The sequence below is a fragment of the Stutzerimonas chloritidismutans AW-1 genome, assembly GCF_000495915.1.
Taxonomy (GTDB): Bacteria; Pseudomonadota; Gammaproteobacteria; order Pseudomonadales; family Pseudomonadaceae; genus Stutzerimonas; species Stutzerimonas chloritidismutans.
Genome location: NZ_AOFQ01000051.1, coordinates 1 through 17480 on the forward strand (window position 1 = coordinate 1; position 17480 = coordinate 17480).

Sequence of the window (17480 nt, forward strand, 5' to 3'; positions counted from 1 at the left end):
CCGATTTTCGTTCGGGGGAAGTGGCTGGAACCCGCGCCATTGCTGCGTTTGAGCACTTCCCCCTAATGCGTAATTCCCCATAACCACTACGCACTTCCCCCGAACGGGGGAATTCACTTCCCCATAACCGATTTTCGTTCGGGGGAAGTGGCTGGAACCCGCGCCATTGCTGCGTTTGAGCACTTCCCCCTAATGCGTAATTCCCCATAACCACTACGCACTTCCCCCGAACGGGGGAATTCACTTCCCCATAACCGATTTTCGTTCGGGGGAAGTGGCTGGAACCCGCGCCATTGCTGCGTTTGAGCACTTCCCCCTAATGCGTAATTCCCCATAACCACTACGCACTTCCCCCGAACGGGGGAATTCACTTCCCCATAACCGATTTTCGTTCGGGGGAAGTGGCTGGAACCCGCGCCATTGCTGCGTTTGAGCACTTCCCCCTAATGCGTAATTCCCCATAACCACTACGCACTTCCCCCGAACGGGGGAATTCACTTCCCCATAACCGATTTTCGTTCGGGGGAAGTGGCTGGAACCCGAGCCATTGCTGCGTTTGAGCACTTCGCCCTAATCCACAGTGGCGTCACTGTGTTTTGTTGAGAGTGTCCGCAAGATTCGCTAGGCGAAGGGTCTCTGCGGCTGAAATCGACCCTTCACATTGCCCTATTACCTTGGTTGCCCGGTTCATCGTATTGGTCATAGTGCGGCGTAACGAGCGGTTTTCCTGAGCCGCTTTTCGTAGGTCCGCAAGCAGCCTCTCGTAGTGCATCGCCACCTCACGAACCTCGTGGGGCAGACAGTTAAATGTCGCAGCCTTTTAGGTGAAGCCCTCGCCTTTTGGCATCTCGGCGGTGAGGTTTTGACCGATCCTGACTGGCGATCCAGGTCTTAGCTTCTTGGCTACGGAACGTGATTTTTCTGTGTCCTTCACATTGACCTTTTTTATCCAGGTCGCTACCCAGCAGGTAGGCGTCTTGACTCTTACCGAGATCATCAGATGCGTGCGTAGCTTTCGTCCTTCTATACGCTCAATCAGCCAGTTCGCATGCTCAAGGTAGGCCGCTGCTACAGCCATAGCAGCCTCGTATAGAGCCTGGTACTGCTCGTCCAAAGGGTGGTCGATTCTTAGTTTTTTGGGGCTCATGACGTATTCCGAAAAATTTCGGAGAAGCATGTCAAACCGTTCGGTGGCAGGGCGCGCCAAACTTACAAGAATCTTGTAAGACGTCGAGCCCGCCACGCACACCGCCGTCCATAAAGACTTCAGTTTTGTCGCCAACGGCGGCGACAACCTCCGGTAGCTTGCGGATCGTGGACGACACGCTATCCAACTGGCGTGCGCCGTGGTTGGAAACCACGATGCCATCGGCACCCACATCGACCGCCGACTGCGCGTCACGGCCTTCAAGAATGCCTTTGATCAGGATGCGACCCTTCCAGATCGTGCGCACCCATTCGATGTCCTTCCATGTCACCGTGTTGTCGTAGTTGTTATCGACCCACTCCTTGTAGGCGTTCAGGTCAGCCCCTTCGGAGACAAGATCGGCGTAGTTGCCAAAGGCATGCGGCTTGCCCCGCATGCCCACGTCATAGACCCAGCCAGGGCGGGTCATGACCTGCCAGCCACGCATCAGGGCACCTCTTAGGTTCTTCTCAAACAAGCCATTGCGCGTATCGCGGTGCCGCATCCCGGCCACCGGCAGGTCAACGGTAAACACCAGCGTCTGGCATCCAGCCGCCATGGCGCGCTCCAGCAAGCCCTGTACGGCCTTGCGATCCTTGACCATGTACAACTGAAACCAGAAGGGTTTTTCCGCCGCCCGAGCCACTTCATCCACCGGGCAGATGCCGACGGTGGACAAGGTGAACGGCACGTCGACTCGATTGGCAGCGCGCACGCCTTGCACTTCACCACGGCGCTTGAACATACCGGCCAAACCAACGGGTGCCAGAATCACCGGCATGGCGGCGCGCTCTCCTGCCAGGGTGGTCGCGGTGTCGATACGTGAAACATCGCGCAGGACGTTGTGCTTGAGCGTGATACGCGCAAAGTCACTGACATTGCGCGCCAGCGTCAGCTCGTCATTGGCACCGCCGTCGATATAGTCGAACAAAAAACGGGGCAGCGCCTTGTCGGCCAGACGGCGGTAGTCGCGGGAAGTGGCGGGAACGACGTTATAGGTCATGATCAGTATCCTGTTGACCCGGTAGTGGCTGCCGATCCGGTATAGGTGGCCATGGCGGCCTGATTGGCAGCCAGAATAAAGCCGATGTCAGAGCCAAAGGTCACCATATTGAACCCGCGCGCGGCCATTTTTTGGGCGTAAGCGGGTGTGGCGTTGTGCATGGCGGCGACCAGGCCGTGGCGTTTGGCGGCGGCGATGATCTGGTCATACAGCGCCAGCATCTCCGGGCGCTCACTGTCGAACTCCGGCGGTAAGCCATGATCGAAGCCCAGATCCGACGGGCCGACATACACGCCATCCAGCCCTGCTACGGCCATAATGGCATCGATGTTTTGCAGCGCCTGACGGGTTTCGATCTGCGCCAGCGCCAGGCAGGTGTCGTTGGCCGAGGCCACATAGGCCGGCCCTTCGCGCAGCAACCCACGCATCGGGCCAAAGCTGCGCTGCCCCAGCGGCGGATACTTCACCGCGCGGACAAACTGCTGGGCTTCTTCGGCGGTGTTGATCATTGGGCAAATAATGCCTTGGGCGCCGGCGTCGAGCGCCCGGTAGATCACACCCGGATCATTCCACGGCACACGCACCAACGGCACCGGGGAGTTCTTGGTTCCGGCCAGCGCGGCGAGCAGGTTGACCAGATCGGGCAGGTCGATAAAGCCGTGGTGCATGTCCAGCGTGATCGAATCCCAAGGCTGAGAGGCCATTACTTCGGCACTGAGCACATGCGGCAGCCCCAGCCAACCGTTTGTCGTGGCTTTGCCTTCGGCCCAGCGGGCTTTGAGTTTATTGGTCATGTTTTCTCTTCCACTTTTGAAGGGCGTTGACGCGCTCGGGGTGGGTTGGCAGTGCGGTCATAGACACAGCGCAAGGTATTTGCAGCCATGCCTCGATCCGCACTGCCCCCCCAGATCAAGTCACGAGATCAAACCAGGTGCTCTAGGCACCCAGCATGCCGCCCGTGACGGCCTTGAGAAACTCGCGCGCCATCGCGTCGTGCGGCGACATGATCGGAGCCGTATTGGAGTCAGCCGCAAGCTCGACACAGCCGCGCGGGTTGGAGAACTCCTTAAAGCCCTCGATGCCGTGATGGCGGCCCATACCGCTCTGCCCAACGCCACCAAAGCCGAGATTCTCCTGGGCACCCTGCAAGGAAGCAGAGTTGACGCAGAAACCACCCGACGAAGTGCTGAGGCGTAGGCGCTCGACCAGGTCCGCCTGATCCGAAAACACGTAGATGCCCAAAGGTCGCTCGCCAGTCTGAATACGCGCAATGGCTTCATCAAAGTGGGTGTAGGTGATGATCGGCAAAATCGGGCCAAAGACTTCGTTCTGATCGATCAGCGAACCGGCGGCCGGGTTGATCACCAGGGTGAGCGGCATCCGGCACGCGCCATTGCTCTCGGCGGCGGCCGAGCCCAGCTCGATAACCTTGCTGGCATCGATGCTCTTGGCATCATCGACATAGCGCTGCAGACGATCAAACTGGCGCTTGTTGATCACCGCGCAATTCAAGGTGCTGGTGGTGTAGTCACCCAGCCGGGTCTCGACGAATTCTTTAACCAGCCCAACGAATTTATCCAGCGCGCTGGCCGGCACCAGGCAGTGGTCGACCGTGATGCACAGCTGGCCGTTCTTGGTCAGTTTGGCCCCCATCATCTGCGCCACGTTTTTCGCCGTAACGGCTTCTTCGGTAAAGACAGTTGGGTTCTTGCCACCCAGCTCAAGCGTCACCGGCACCAGGTTTTCCGCCGCCTTGCGCATGACTTCACGGCCAATGGCGGTGTTGCCGGTATAGAGCAGGTGATCCCATTTCAAGGTGCTGAAATGGCGTGCCAGATCAACGCCGCCGTTTTCCACGGAGACACGGTCGCGATCAAACGTGGCCCCAATCATTTCGGCCAGCAATTGCCCAATCGCCGGCGTTTGCTCAGAAGGCTTGATGATCACGCGGTTGCCTGCAGCGAGCATTTCGCACAAAGGCCCAATCGACAGATCAACCGGGAAGTTCCAGGCCGGCATATTGCCGATGACGCCCTTGGGCTGGTACTCGATATAGGCCTTGGAACTGCCGTAGAGATGCGGCTCCAGCTCACGATAATCGCGCGCCATCCAGGCGGATAAGGAGTTGGCGGCGAACTGGGCCCGGCCCGCAACGTTGACCACATCGAACAGGTAAGTGGTGAGCTCGGGGTGATGACCGTAATCACTGTTCATCGCCTCGGCAATGCGTTTAGCGTTGGCCATCAGCATGCCGGGTATGCGCTGCAGCAGCTCTGCGCGTTCTTCAAGCGATGGGCAAGGGGCCTTGAGATAGGCCGCTTTCTGCAGCACGAAGGTTTCTTCGAGGTGGGCGATGGCTTGCTGATCGTTGGGGGTGACCATTTTAGCGTTCCTTTTAAACTACCAGAGTGGGTGTGAGCAGTAACCTGCTCAGGTGAGCAACTCATACAGCTGGCAAATACAGGCCAATCGCAGACCTGGGTAAGGCAATAGGCCAGATGAGGTTTATAGCGACGGGCCGGCGTATATCTTTTTCACCTTGGCATCCAGGGTGCGTCGCATCAGGCCGGGAAATACGCGGTTGACCCACTCAAGCACACGACTAATACGCCCGGGGATGGTCATGTACTGGCCCTTGGCAATACCTGCAAACACTTCATCGGTGACCTGTTTAAGGCTTAGGACCGGGATCGTCTGCGAAATGATGCGGTTTTCATCGGTGCGCGAAGTGCTGAGCTGCTGGGTCATCGGCGTATCAAATTCGCCAGGGCAGACCAGTTGCACTGCAATATTGCGTGGTGTGAGTTCCAGCCGCAGAGTCTCGGTCAAGCCGACAAGGGCAAACTTTGATCCGCAATAGGCCGCATAGCCAAAGGAGCCAAACTTGCCCGCCAGCGAGGCAATATTGACAATGCGCCCGCCGCCTTGGCGATTGAAGTAGGGCAAGGTTGCACGAATGAAATTGATCACGCCGAAGTAGTTGATCTCCATCACCTGACGAAAATCACTCAAGGCTAACGTATCGAAATAGCCTTCTTTAATGATGCCGGCGGAGTTGATCAGGATATGCGGGGCACCCAGTTGATGGGCAATCTCCTGCAGAGTTTGCTCACAGGCCGAGATGTCTGACACATCGCACGAGAAGGTCTCAAGCTTTTGCCCCGCCCTGAGGTACCCGGCAAGATCGGTCTTGACCTGAGCCAGCTTCTTGCCGTCGCGGGCGACCAGTGCGACTGCAGCATGCTGTGCCAGAAACCGCTGAGCAAGCGCCTTGCCCAAACCGCTGGAGCCGCCGGTGATGATGACCACTTTACCCTTGTACATGCGCTGACCTCACTGCCTGTGGGCCAACGACAGCCCCGCTGACGGAGCCACTGCAGCAAGCTGTACAACAAGGCGCATGGCATGCACCGGCAAGACGCACGAGGGCGCGTCGGCATTGACTGGTATTCATCATCCACCTCCAATCTATTTTTTATGCAGTGGATACTAGAACTCGCAGTCGCAGTCGTATTGTCTTTTTGCGCCAACATGCTTACAGCATTCGGCAGGCACTGGAGGGAGCGCCCTAATGAATCAGTGCATGTCGCCACGAAGAATTCATGCCCGCAGCTAGCCGGGCTGACAGTGATTACCCGACATGGCGGGGACTGGATGCTGTTTGTGTGGACAGAGCGGCACGTTCAGCCACTCGCACAGACACAGCCTAAAAAAGGCGACCCGAAGGCCGCCAAAAAGCTCACGGAGTAGTGAGTGGAGGGCACGCTGCAGAGGTCGAGACACAGCGTTTTTGCGAGGATGGCAACAACCAGGCCGCCAGCGCTGGCAAGAGGAGAATGGCTGCGAACGCGTTAACCAGGAACATAAAGGCCAGCAATACGCCCATATCGGCCTGGAACTTGAGCGTAGAGAACACCCAGGTAGCCACAGACACCGTCATGGTCACCGCCGTGAACAACGAGGCGGTGCCACGCTGCTTGAGGGCCTCGACGAAGGCCGCGCGCAAATCCAGATTGTGCGCGTGCATCTCATGCTTGATCCGCTCAAACAGATAGATGCCGTAATCCACCCCAACCCCAACTCCCAGTGCGACCACCGGCAAGGTGTTCACCTTGAGGCCGATGTCGAGCAGCGCCATCAGCGCATTGCACAGCACCGTCACCAAGGCCAGCGGCAGGATGATGCACAGGGTAATGCGCCAGGAGCGAAAGCTCAGCAGGCAGAGCAAGGTCACCGAGCCGAACAGGGCCAGGTTGACCCATTTGTCCGCAGTCGCCACCGCCTCGTTGGTCGCTGCCATAACCCCTACGTTGCCGCTGGCAAGCTGGAATTTCAGCCTGTCAGTGTCATGCTCGGACTTGAATGCCTTGATCCGTTCAATGATGTGCCCGATGGTCGATGCCCGATGGTCCTCGGTGTACAGCGAGATGGGCATGGCGGTGCAGGTAGAGTTCATCAGCTCATTGCCGAGACGAGTTGCGAAGCCCACACCTTGGGCGATCTGCGCCTGCTCCTCGGGCACGGTGCGCCACTTGATAAAGGTTTCCGCATTCGCCTGCGTGATCTGGGCGACATAGCCGGCCAGGCCGCGCACCGTTGCGACGCCATCGGTCTGCTTCATACTGAACTCGAAGTCTTCGACCCGACCCAGTACGTCTCGATCGACACAGGGCGACTCGCTGCCGCCGGCCTCCACCACCACTTGCAGCAGATCCACACCAATGGCGAAATTGCTGGTGACCATGGCCACGTCCTGGTTGTAGCGTGAGTCGGCGCGCAGCTCGGGCACGCCCTGCCCCATATCGCCCACCTTGAGCTTGCCGGCCTGCCACAGCCCGCCGCCCAACAGCGCTAGCGCGGCAACAATGGCCACAACACTGCCCTTGCGCGTGGCCAACCCGCCGAGCCGCTCCCACAACCAGTCGCCTGCCGTTTCCTTGCCCTGCAGGCGCTCGGTGTCCTTAACCGAGAAGCGCATATAAGACAGCAGAATCGGCAACAGCAGCTTGTTGGTGAGGATCATCAGGCTGACCCCCAAGGTGGCGGTGATGGCCAGTTCACGAACCATCTCGATCTGCACGAAGGCGATCACCATAAAACCCAGGGCATTGGCCAACAGGGCCATGGCCCCAGGAATAAACAACTTCTGAAAGCAGTTGCGCGAGGCGGTCACGCTGTCGTGACCGTGTAAGGTTTCCAGCTTCCAGGCGTTGGTCATCTGCACCGCATGGGACACGCCGATCGAGAAGATCAGAAACGGCACCAGGATCGACATCGGGTCGAGCGCCAGCCCTAGCAGCGGCAACAGGCCGAGCAACCAGACCACAGGCACCAGCGCGCAAATCAGCGCCCAAGCCGTGAGCATGCGCGAGCCGGAATACCAATAGAGCAACAACGCGGTGATGACGAAGGCCACGGCGAAGAACAACAGTACGCCGGCGGCCCCCTCGGCGATGTCGCTGACCGACTTGGCGAAGCCGATGATATGGACGCTGATGCCGTCCTTCTCGTACTTGGTGCGAATCGCCTCAAGCGCCCTGCCCACCTCCTGCAGGTCGAGCCGTGCGCCGCTGTCCGGATCCACCTCTAACAGGTCGGCCACCACCATCGCCGAGCCGAGATCGTTGCCGACGATCCGTCCGACCCAGTCAGACTTCAGCACGTTCTCGCGCACTATCTTGAGTTGCTCGGGCGTGCCAGTGAAATCCGCGGCGACTATATTGCCCCCACGAAAACCGTCCTCCACCACCTCGCTGTAGCGCACGTTGGAGGTAAACAACGAAGTGACCGAGCTGCGCTCCACACCCTTGACGTAGAACACCTCCTCGGTTACTTGTCGCAAGGTATCCATGAACGCCGGCTCGAAGATTTCACCCCTGTCATTCTTCAGCGCCAATAGCACCTTGTTAGCACCGCCGAAGTCGCCCTGATACTTGAGGAAGGACTGCATGTACTCGTGCTGCAGCGGGATCATCTTGTAGAAGCCTGCCTCCACCTGTAGACGGCTGGAGGTGAAAGCGAACAGCAGCGTCAGCAGGATGAAGAACACCAGCAGCGCGCGCCGGAAGTGAAAAATCCAGTAGGACACGCGGCCAATTAGGTCGCTGGAAAAATTCTGCCGGTCGAGTATCTGCTGATCGTCGACAGGCTCAAGCCCACAAGGCTCTTGATCTCTGCTCATATAAACCTCAGTTTGCTGCCGTTTGCTTGAGCGATAGCGCCTGCACGCCAGCATCGCCAACGGCGAGAACGCCATCCTCCACAGCCACGACTTGGGCCAAGCCACCACGGGCCGTCCTGCTCAACGCAAAACTACGCCCGTCGTCAGCGCTGAACGCCACCAGGCCCGCGTTACCAACCAGAACGATACGGCCGTCCGCCAAGATGGCACCGCCCTGCAGCGCCGCCTTGGTATCCAGCGCGATCTGCTGCCAGCTTTGTCCCTGATCGGCGCTGCGATAGAGGTTTCCACGCATGCCGAAAGCCAGCAGGGCCCCGGCTGGCGTCACAAGGGCACCGAAAAACGAGCCCTCGTAGGGCGACGGCAACGCTTGCCAACTCTGGCCAAGGTCACTTGAGCGCAGCAAGGTACCGGACTCGCCGAATAGAAACAGAGAGTCAGCAGCCTTGATCACCCGGGCGATGTGCCGGTCGAAGTGCTCATCAAGTAGCTGACGCCTGCTCCAGTGCAGTCCCCCATCATGGGACTCCAGATAGAGGCCGAAGGCACCATAGGCGACGAAGTGCTGGTCACCCAGGTGGATCACCCCAAGCAGCGAGTCGCGGCCGATATCGTCGAGCGGCACGGCTGTCCACTGTTGGCCGCCATCAGTGGTGCGCAACAGGGTCGCCCCATGTCCGATGGCGATGCCAAGCTGCTCATCGGCGAAGGCCAGTGCCGTGAGAGTGCGATCTGCCGGGCTGCGTACGGACTGCCAGTGGCGGCCATTATCCGTCGAGTGAAGGATCCAGCCGCGCTCTCCGGCACTGAACAAGTGCCCACCGACGCGCTGGATATCGAGCAGGACGATGCGCTCCGGTTTGACCTGTATCGCAGTTGCACCGAGCACCTCGGCGCGCACCCCAGACGCAGCGATGAGCGCTGCACACAACAACCCGTAAACGGGCTTAACGAAAGTAGCCATTGGCCACTCCTTTGTTGTTATTAGAATCGGCGACCCCTGAGCGGGGTCACCTAAGTCGCCGCTGCTGACTCAGTGGCCGGCGCGGCGCAGGGCGTCCGGCTGGAACTCGGCCTGACGCCCCTTGCTACCGAACGTCCAGGGCTGCTTGATCTCGTTATCCAGACCAGAGACCAGGTAGTTGCCGTTGCTCAGGTCATGCCAGATGTTGGCGCGATACCATGGCACGCCGGCATCGTAGAACTGAATCAGCGGGTGCACGCCGACCCGCCACAGCTGGCCACGGGTGTCATAGGCGTCTTCCACCAGCAGGGTCCAGCTGTCCTCGTCGAGGTACATCACGCGCTTGCCGTAGATGTGCTTCTGCCCATTCTTCAAGGTGCCCTCGACCACCCAGGTACGGTGCAGCTCATAGCGCATCAGATCGGCGTTGATGGTGCCCTTCTGCAGGATGTCCTGGTATTTCAGCGACTTGTCCGACAGCTTGTAGGCGTTGTAAGGAACGTAGATTTCCTGCTTGCCGAGCAGCTTCCACTCGTAGCGATCTGGCGCGCCGTTGTAGCCGTCATACTGGTCGGTCACCCGCATGCTCTCGGTGCCGTCGCTGACGTTGTCATAAGCCAGATCAGGGGCCCGGCGAACGCGACGGGAGCCGGAGTTGTAGATCCATGCCGAACGTGCTTCCCTGACCTGATCCACCGGCTCACGCACTAGGTACACCGTGCCCTGCAACGTGGCCGGGCCGAGGAAGTAGCCGAGGTAGGAGAACAGGTGATTGTCCACGCTACGATCCATGTTCTGGTCGAATACACGGAACTCGCGGAAACCCACCTTGTAAGAGTCGCCGCTGCTACGCACCGGGAACCAGTGGAAGGTACGCTCGAAGCCGCCCCCCAGGTAACGCACCAGGTGGTTCCAAATCGCCTCCTGACCATCCTTCGGTATCGGGAAGGGAATGGTGGAGCCATTCAGGTTGCTCAAACCAAACCCTTGCAGCTCGACCTGGGAGGACTGCGCCTTGGCCTTGTCCGTGACCTGCACCGGCAGTGCGGCGCTGCGCCGGGTCTGGTAGATCGGCATCTTGAAGTTTTCGTACTTCTTCAGCAGTGCCAGGGTGCCGGGCGTCAGCTTGTCTTGATATTGCTCGGCGTTGGCCGCGCTGATCACCATCTGCACTTGATCTTGCGGGAACGGATCGACGTAGCCCTGTTCCGGGCTCCAGCCAGCCGGCGCAGCCGCCTGGCCGCCCTCCCAGGCTGGAATGCTGCCATCGGCATTACCCGCTTTCTCGGCACCTACCGGCGTCAGGTCGTTGCCCAGGCGGGCGACCTCCTCCGGCGTCAACTTGGCCCAGGCGCTACCCGCGACTGTCAGCCACACAACAGCGAGCACCAATGACAATGGGCCGCGGCAAGTCTTTATTGTTTTCATGCCTTTTTCCTTATCAGAATTTGTAGCTGTAATTCATCGAGTAATGGTCGCGATCACGCAGGGGGTCGTAGTCGGCGTCGTTGCTGTACGTGACGTAGTTGAAGTCCAGGCTGTGGGCCTTCTGGTAGTCGAAACGTACGCCGGCACCCACGGTCATCCGACCCTCGTTGAACTGGCCGTCCAGCGAGTAGCCCTCAACGTCATGACCGAAGAACAGGCTGGGGGTCGTGGTTACGCCCACAGCAAACGGATCGGCATACTCCAGTTGGGCACGCAGGCGATAACCCCAGGCAAAGTCGGTGACATAACCATCGTTCTTGCAGCCGGTCGGGTTCGGGTTGATCCCGTTGCAGGCATCAATGCCGCCAAACATCTCCGCATGAGTACCTGAGCCGAATACGGGAGCACGGCCATAACGCACCCCGTCAGCACTGTCGGGCACATCACCCCACTGCAGGACCACTTCACCGATCACCATCAACTGCGACGCCCCCAGCACATTGGGGAAGATATTGATGCCGTTGACCTGTAGCTGGGTCTTCTCGAAACGGTCATAACCGGCCACATAGCCGCCCTGCCCGGCTGCCAATACATCGCCTGTCACCGGCCCCTGATTGAGCAACAGGCCGGTGATGATGTCGTTGCCATTGCGCTGTACCGGAGTATTCGGCGAGTAAGACAACTCAGCCCCCATTGACCAACCGGCCAGCGTCGTGGCCGCACTTAAGCCGTAGAGGCGGATGTCCTCGGGGTACTCATAGAAGCCACTGGTAGCCGTCACACCAGCCAATAGCTCGTCCAGTACCACTGGGTTGGCCAGGCCGGTGACGCCGGCTGCGCCTATGCCGTTACGCGCCGAGAGGATAGGCGTGCGCGAATGCAGGTTCATCGCATACAACCCGACTTCGGTGTCGATGGACTCGACCAGGTAGCGCAACGCCAGCCCCCACTGGCCCGAGTCCCGGGCATCACGCCCCTTGCTTAGGCGGGGGTATAAACCGATCGCATGTTCGCCGACCGTGTCGGTCAGAGAGGTGGCCATATCACAGCCGCCAGGATGGGTAGAAATCAGGTTTTCGGTAGTGGACCAGTAGTTGCCGCAACCTTCGACAACCGTAGGCTCCCACTTGAACTGGTAAAACGCTTCAAGCGACAGGCCATCGCTAAGGCTGAAGTTTGCGTGCAGCATCCACAGTGGCAACAAGGCTTCCTTGATCTCGGTGCCTGGACGGCGGAATGAGGGCACGTCCAGCGGGTTGATCTGGTTCACCCCCTGAATAAAGATGCTCTCGCCCCAGTTCACCACCTGCCGACCCAGCCGCAGTTGCAAGGCTTGGTCGTTCAGGTAGTAGGTGTCATACACGTAGGCATCGAGCAGGTAGACGCCCTTGTTCTTCTGCAGATCTTCGAAGCCCTTGTCGGACAACGGCTTACCGCTTTTGAAGCCGTTGGCCTGGTTACCGAAGTCGACGTTCTCGTCTTCCAGCGCCTGGTCGTACCAGCCCTTGACGCGCACCAGGCCGCCGAAGTCGCCCTTACGCAGCGACAACTCGCTGAGCACCTTGCCGATGGTGGAGAAGCGGTCGCCGCGATCATAGTTGAGGTTGCCGCTGTCGATGGCCGTACCTGCCTGACCATCGTTTTTGCCGACAACCAGGCCGTCTGCCGCGCTGTAGAGTGCGTTGTCGCGCCCTTCGGCACGCCAGCTGCTGCCGACGGATAAGGTTGTATCCAGACTGCCCTGCCAACCACTCTCCGTTTCGAAGGTGAAGGCCTGGGCAGCGTTTGCAGCCATGCCCAAAATGCCCAGCAAAATAGCCTGGCGCAGCGGGTGGCGGACAACGTCCAACCCGGTGAAATGCGTTCTTGTCATTATTATTCTCCAGCCGATAGTTCAGGTTATCGAGTACCCAGACCAGCCCCACTGCGCTACGAAAAATTTGCGCGGCGGCAACGTGAGCGCTGTAGCAGGACTCTATTCAACGCCCTGCCAAGGTTCTCCCCCCCTGTTGGGGGATGGCCGACAAAGGTCGGCGCGGCGGGTTTGCGCAGAGGTAGGAAGGCGAGTGTGTACGGCAGGCAGGGCAAGGAATCCCGGCAACTTATGGGAATCCCTCCCCAGCTTTTGGCAGCCGTTTATTGCGCCAAATAGCCGCCGTCTAGCACCAGGTCGCTGCCAGTCATGTAGCTGGAGTCTTCGCTGGCGAGGAACAGCATGGCGCGGGCGATCTCCTCTGGCTGGGCCAGACGGCCCATTGGGATGCGCTGCCCGAGGTAATCCTGGAAAGCCTGGGCCTGCTCGCTCGGCAGCCCCGTCAAGCCGTCCCTGATCATCGGTGTGGCGACGTAGCCGGGACACAGGTTGTTGATGCGGATGGCATAACCCTGGCGGGCGCAGTGCGCGGCGGCGGAACGGCTGAAAATGCGTACGCCGCCCTTGCTGGCATTGTAGGCTGGCACCAGCGGCTCACCGATGATGCCTTCGATGGAGGCGACGTTGATGATCGAACCGCCGCGCGCCTTCATCATCGCGATGCCCTGCTGGGTGCCGAGAAACACCCCATCCAGGTTCACCGCGAGGGTCTTGCGCCACATCTCCAGAGTCAGCTTTTCGACATCGGCCAACAGCGCCATGCCGGCGTTGTTGACCAACACGTCGAGCACGCCCCAGCGCTCGCGCAGGGTTTCCATGGCGCGCGCCCAAGCCTGCGGGCAGGTCACGTCGAGCTGCTGAAACAGCGCGTTGAGGCCTTGCTCGCGCAGGCGATGCGCCTGACGCTCGCCGGCCTCGGCGTCTATATCGGTGAGCAGCACCTTGGCACCTTCGCGCAGGAAGAGTTCGGCGGTGGCCAAGCCGATGCCGTTGGCGGCCCCGGTGATCAGGCAAACCTGGTTGGTTAATCGTTGCATTTCACTGTTCCTTTAAATGCCGTGCCCGCCAGCTCGATGAGCAACAGGCAGATCAACGAAGACGCGTACGCTATCCGCCACCGGGCCAATGGCCAGACGGTTTTGCCGCTGCGACCCGCCAGTTGAATAGCGCCGCGCCAAGAAAGATGCGCCGTGCTTAAACATGCCAGGGCGTGCTCAGCAGGCGCTGGCACCACCGTCGGTGACAATCTCGGTGCCGGTCACCCAACGCGAGGCTTCGCCGGCGAGGAACAGCACCGCATTAGCGACGTCGCTCGGCTGGCCATAGCCAATCGGGTGCATCGACTCGACCATGGCATCGGCGGCGGCTTCATCCGCCGCCATGCCCAGGCGGGCAAAGCTGCGCACCACGTTGATGCCCATCGCGGTCTTGATGATGCCCGGATGAATCGAATTGACCCGAATTCCGTAGCCCAGCTTTCCGCACTCCACCGCCGCAGCCTTGTTCAGCAGGCGCACCGCTCCTTTCGAAGCGCAGTAAGCTCCGAGGGTGGGCATCCCCACCAGACCGGCCACCGACGACAGGTTGATGATCGAGCCACCCTTGCCGGCCACACCGTCAGGGCGCATGGCACGAATACCGTGCTTGATGCCGAGGAACACGCCATCCACGTTGATACTCATGGTGCGCTGAAAATCAGCCAGTTCGCAGTCCGCCAGCAGCGCAGCGGTTTCGATACCGGCGTTATTGACCAGCACATCAAGGCCACCGAAGTACTCGACAGTGCCAGCCACAGCCGCTTCCCACTCTGCCTCCCGGGTCACATCCTGGTGCAGGAAGGTGATGCGTCCAGGCGCTTTGGCCTCCAAGTGTGCCGCCGTAGCTGCACCGACTTTGTCGAGCACATCGCTGATCATCACGCTGGCCCCCATCTGCAACAGTGCATCGGCGATTTCGGCACCCAGGCCACGGGCACCGCCAGTAACCAACGCCACCTTGCCATCCAGTCGACTCGCTTTCGAGTAGTCCATGCTCATCCCCCTGTCAGTTGGGCAGCGCACTGCAGTAGCCGAGTGCATGAAAGGTGCGGATCAGCTGACGATGGTCGAAACCGCTGGCGACAGACTGGAAGCCGGCGCGCTTGAGCTGGCCTTGCAGAATCAGCTTGGCGCACTCGGCCTGAATCTCCCCCGTCCAGGTGTAGGCTGCAGACAGGTTCATGACGTAGCGGGTGGTCTTGGTCCGGCTCTGGCCATTGACCACGATGACGCCACGTTGCACATCCGGATGATCCTTGGGCGGCTCTCCCGTGTTGATCTGGTCACCAATCGCGTTGGTGAGCGCCTCCTTGCCGGCCTGATCCATGCCCACTGACTGCTCGTTGAAGGTCTTGATGGCACTAATCACGCCATCGATCATGTGCTCGCCGATAGCTGTCAGCACCTTGCAGTTGCGCACCCGCCCCTTGAGCCATACCGGCTCGCAGGCTCCCCCCCACGGGTGGGCGCGCAGCTTGGCATTGCGGTGGGGAACGAACACGTCATAGGCGACGTCATTCGGCCAGGCCTTGAATTCGTTCTGATCCAGGTAGTACTGCGACCCCTCGTTGCACACCATGCGCAGAAAGGACTTGGTCGAGGCCTCCGACGGCAGGCCATTGTCGATCTGGTAAAGGATGTCGAGCATGTCGATTTCCGGGTCTTCCAGCACGACTTCCGCCGCCAATGCCCCGGCTGCCCACATAAAGGAAGTGGCCGGTGCCAACAGCAAGCCCTTGGCTTCGAACGCCTTGCCGAACTTCTCGGCGATGGCGAGAGTCCAGTCCTGCTCGCCGGTGGTATCCATATAATGGCAACCGGCATTGAGGGCGGCCTCGACCACCGGCCAGGCCACTTGCATGAACGGGCCGACGACGTTGATGACGATGCTGCATTTCTGGAACACCGGCGTCAGGGTCTCGATGCTGTTGTCCACGGCGACTATCTCGGCGTCCAGCTTCCAGGCATCGGCCCCCAGACGTTCACGGACAATCTCCAGGCCACTCTCCAGCTTGTCCTGGCTACGCCCGGCGAAATAGAACGGTATCTGGCGCTGGGCCAGGGATTCAGCTATCAGCTTGCCGGTGTAGCCATTACCGCCATAAATCAGAACCTTGCGTGCTTGGGTCATTTTCTTGTTCCTCTATTATCAACTTGCCAAAAAAGCGTTTATTGCTCGCGGCCTACGCCATGCACATCAGCGGCTTTCGCGATAAACGTTTGCGGGTTCGTGTTGCAGCGCCTCGATCAGAAAACGCTCCTGAGGCTTTTCTGACGCCGTCTTCGGAATCTGTTGCAGTACCTGCACCAAGCGCGGCACATAGCTGGACTCCAGGCGCTGGCGACACAGGCGAAACAGCCGCTGCGGGTCTAACTCAAGGCCCGACTTCGCCACTACGGCCGCAACCACCTCTTTCTCGCCAGGCGCGCCCGAGGCGGCGGGAATGCCATAGACATAGACGTCATCCACTTCCGGCAACTCGGCCAGCAGCTTCTCGATAAAGGCCGTGTCGATAAACTCGCCATTGCAGCGAATGCCACTGCCCATGCGGTACTGGAAAAACAGCCAACCCTCGGCGTCCGCGATCACCACATCGCCCATGTGCAGCCAGCCTTCTGCACATTTTTTCTCTGAGGCTTGCGGGTTGTTGAAGTATTCAAGCCGGTACGCACTGCCGTCGGCAGGCCGCAGCCACAGCTCGCCGGGGGTGCCGGGCAAGCAATCGCGGCCCTGCTCGTCAACAATCCGGTGCTGCAGGCTGGGAACCGGTTTACCGATGCTGCCTACCGGGCCGACGCCAATCGGCTTGATCGTCAAACCGCCTTCGGCAGCACCGTAAAACTCGAGAATTTGCACGCCGAAGCGGCGCTCGAAGTCCTCCCAAATGGCCGTCGGCATGCCAGCCGAGATCACAAACCGCACCGGGTTGTCGGCATCGTCCGGGTGCGCTTGCTCGGCGTACACCGCAGTGGTCATGCCACCTAGCAAGCTGAAGCTGGTGCAGTTGTAGTGACGGGTGATGTCCCACAGCCGCGACTTGGTGAACCGTCGCGACAGCACACAGCACAGGCCATTGGCGAGCGTCGCACCAAGGGTCACCAGTTGGGCGTTGGCATGGGTCAGCGAGAGGCCGGTATAGGGACGGTCGTCATCGCGGTAACCGAACATCTGCCGCGCCATCTGGGCTGTCTGGCAGTAACGGCCATGGGTCATGACGATGCCCTTGGGATCGCCGGTGGTACCCGAGGTGAAGATCAGCTGCATTGGCGACTCAGGCACCAGCTCAGCCAGAGTATGCTCCGGTGTATCTGCCTGCGCCGCCAGGACGCGGTCATAACGGCTCACGCCGGGGGCACTCAGCATAGCCTCAGCGCCTTCACCACTGGCCAGACCGAGCACCCACTGCACCTGACTAAGCGCACCTCGCACCTCAAGCAGATTGGCCAGTGCATAATCGGCAGCGATAACCCCGCGACATTGCGCATGGTTGAGGAAGAAGGCCAGTTTGTCGCCCTTGGCGCGCGGATCAATCGGCACGAAAACGGTGCCCGTGATGGCCGCCGCGAGCATGGCATCGACAAATTCTGCGTGGTTGGCCATCAACAGAGCGAAGCATTCGCCCTGCTGGAGGCCCATCTTCGACAATGCCCAGGCTAGGCGATGACCATTGCGCCACAGCTCGCGGTAGGTGCGCTGCTCATCGGGGGTCTTGCCGCCGTTTTCCACGATCAGGACGGTCTGCTCACCGCACTCCGGCAGACGGTTAGCCACCAGGCCGGCGAGGTTCAGATCACTGTAAGTGCTCAT

General features: G+C 60.0%; 13 protein-coding genes. All 13 read right to left on the reverse strand.

The genetic code is table 11. The annotated features are described in order from the left end of the window. Window positions 1-820 precede the first annotated feature (820 nt). On the reverse strand, window positions 821-1147 hold the full coding sequence (locus F753_RS40505; RefSeq protein WP_156924048.1) for a hypothetical protein: 327 nt from the start codon (window positions 1145-1147) through the stop codon (window positions 821-823). Window positions 1148-1178: 31 nt separating this feature from the next. Continuing rightward, window positions 1179-2189, reverse strand: a complete 1011-nt coding sequence (locus tag F753_RS40510; protein WP_023445976.1) for an L-lactate dehydrogenase — start codon at window positions 2187-2189, stop codon at window positions 1179-1181. Between the two features lie 2 nt (window positions 2190-2191). Next, window positions 2192-2983: an HpcH/HpaI aldolase family protein gene (locus F753_RS40515; protein WP_023445977.1), complete on the reverse strand. Its 792-nt coding sequence runs from the start codon at window positions 2981-2983 to the stop codon at window positions 2192-2194. A 142-nt stretch (window positions 2984-3125) separates the two neighbouring features. Then, window positions 3126-4520 carry an aldehyde dehydrogenase family protein gene (locus F753_RS40520; protein WP_167332073.1) on the reverse strand — a complete coding sequence of 465 codons (1395 nt, stop codon included), beginning with the start codon at window positions 4518-4520 and terminating at the stop codon, window positions 3126-3128. Window positions 4521-4694: 174 nt separating this feature from the next. After that, window positions 4695-5513 carry an SDR family NAD(P)-dependent oxidoreductase gene (locus tag F753_RS40525; RefSeq protein ID WP_023445979.1) on the reverse strand — a complete coding sequence of 273 codons (819 nt, stop codon included), beginning with the start codon at window positions 5511-5513 and terminating at the stop codon, window positions 4695-4697. 415 nt (window positions 5514-5928) lie between these two features. Then, entirely contained in the window at window positions 5929-8370 is a 2442-nt protein-coding gene (locus F753_RS40535) for an efflux RND transporter permease subunit (RefSeq protein ID WP_023445981.1), read from the reverse strand. Window positions 8371-8377: 7 nt separating this feature from the next. Beyond that, a complete protein-coding gene (locus F753_RS40540; RefSeq protein ID WP_023445982.1) occupies window positions 8378-9334 on the reverse strand; it encodes a WD40/YVTN/BNR-like repeat-containing protein in 957 nt (318 codons plus the stop codon). A gap of 69 nt (window positions 9335-9403) precedes the next feature. After that, the gene (locus F753_RS40545) at window positions 9404-10762 is read right to left on the reverse strand and encodes a DUF1329 domain-containing protein (RefSeq protein ID WP_031298021.1); all 1359 of its coding nucleotides are present in this window, start codon (window positions 10760-10762) and stop codon (window positions 9404-9406) included. 13 nt (window positions 10763-10775) lie between these two features. Next, a complete protein-coding gene (locus F753_RS40550; protein WP_031298023.1) occupies window positions 10776-12635 on the reverse strand; it encodes a DUF1302 domain-containing protein in 1860 nt (619 codons plus the stop codon). 263 nt (window positions 12636-12898) lie between these two features. Beyond that, complete coding sequence (locus F753_RS40555) at window positions 12899-13672, reverse strand: glucose 1-dehydrogenase (protein WP_023445985.1); 774 nt, start codon at window positions 13670-13672, stop codon at window positions 12899-12901. Between the two features lie 177 nt (window positions 13673-13849). Further along, entirely contained in the window at window positions 13850-14665 is an 816-nt protein-coding gene (locus tag F753_RS40560) for a glucose 1-dehydrogenase (RefSeq protein ID WP_031298025.1), read from the reverse strand. A gap of 13 nt (window positions 14666-14678) precedes the next feature. Beyond that, window positions 14679-15803 (reverse strand): saccharopine dehydrogenase family protein, encoded by a 1125-nt coding sequence (locus tag F753_RS40565; protein WP_023445987.1) that lies wholly within the window; start codon window positions 15801-15803, stop codon window positions 14679-14681. A 66-nt stretch (window positions 15804-15869) separates the two neighbouring features. Next, window positions 15870-17480, reverse strand: a complete 1611-nt coding sequence (locus F753_RS40570) for an AMP-binding protein (RefSeq protein ID WP_023445988.1) — start codon at window positions 17478-17480, stop codon at window positions 15870-15872.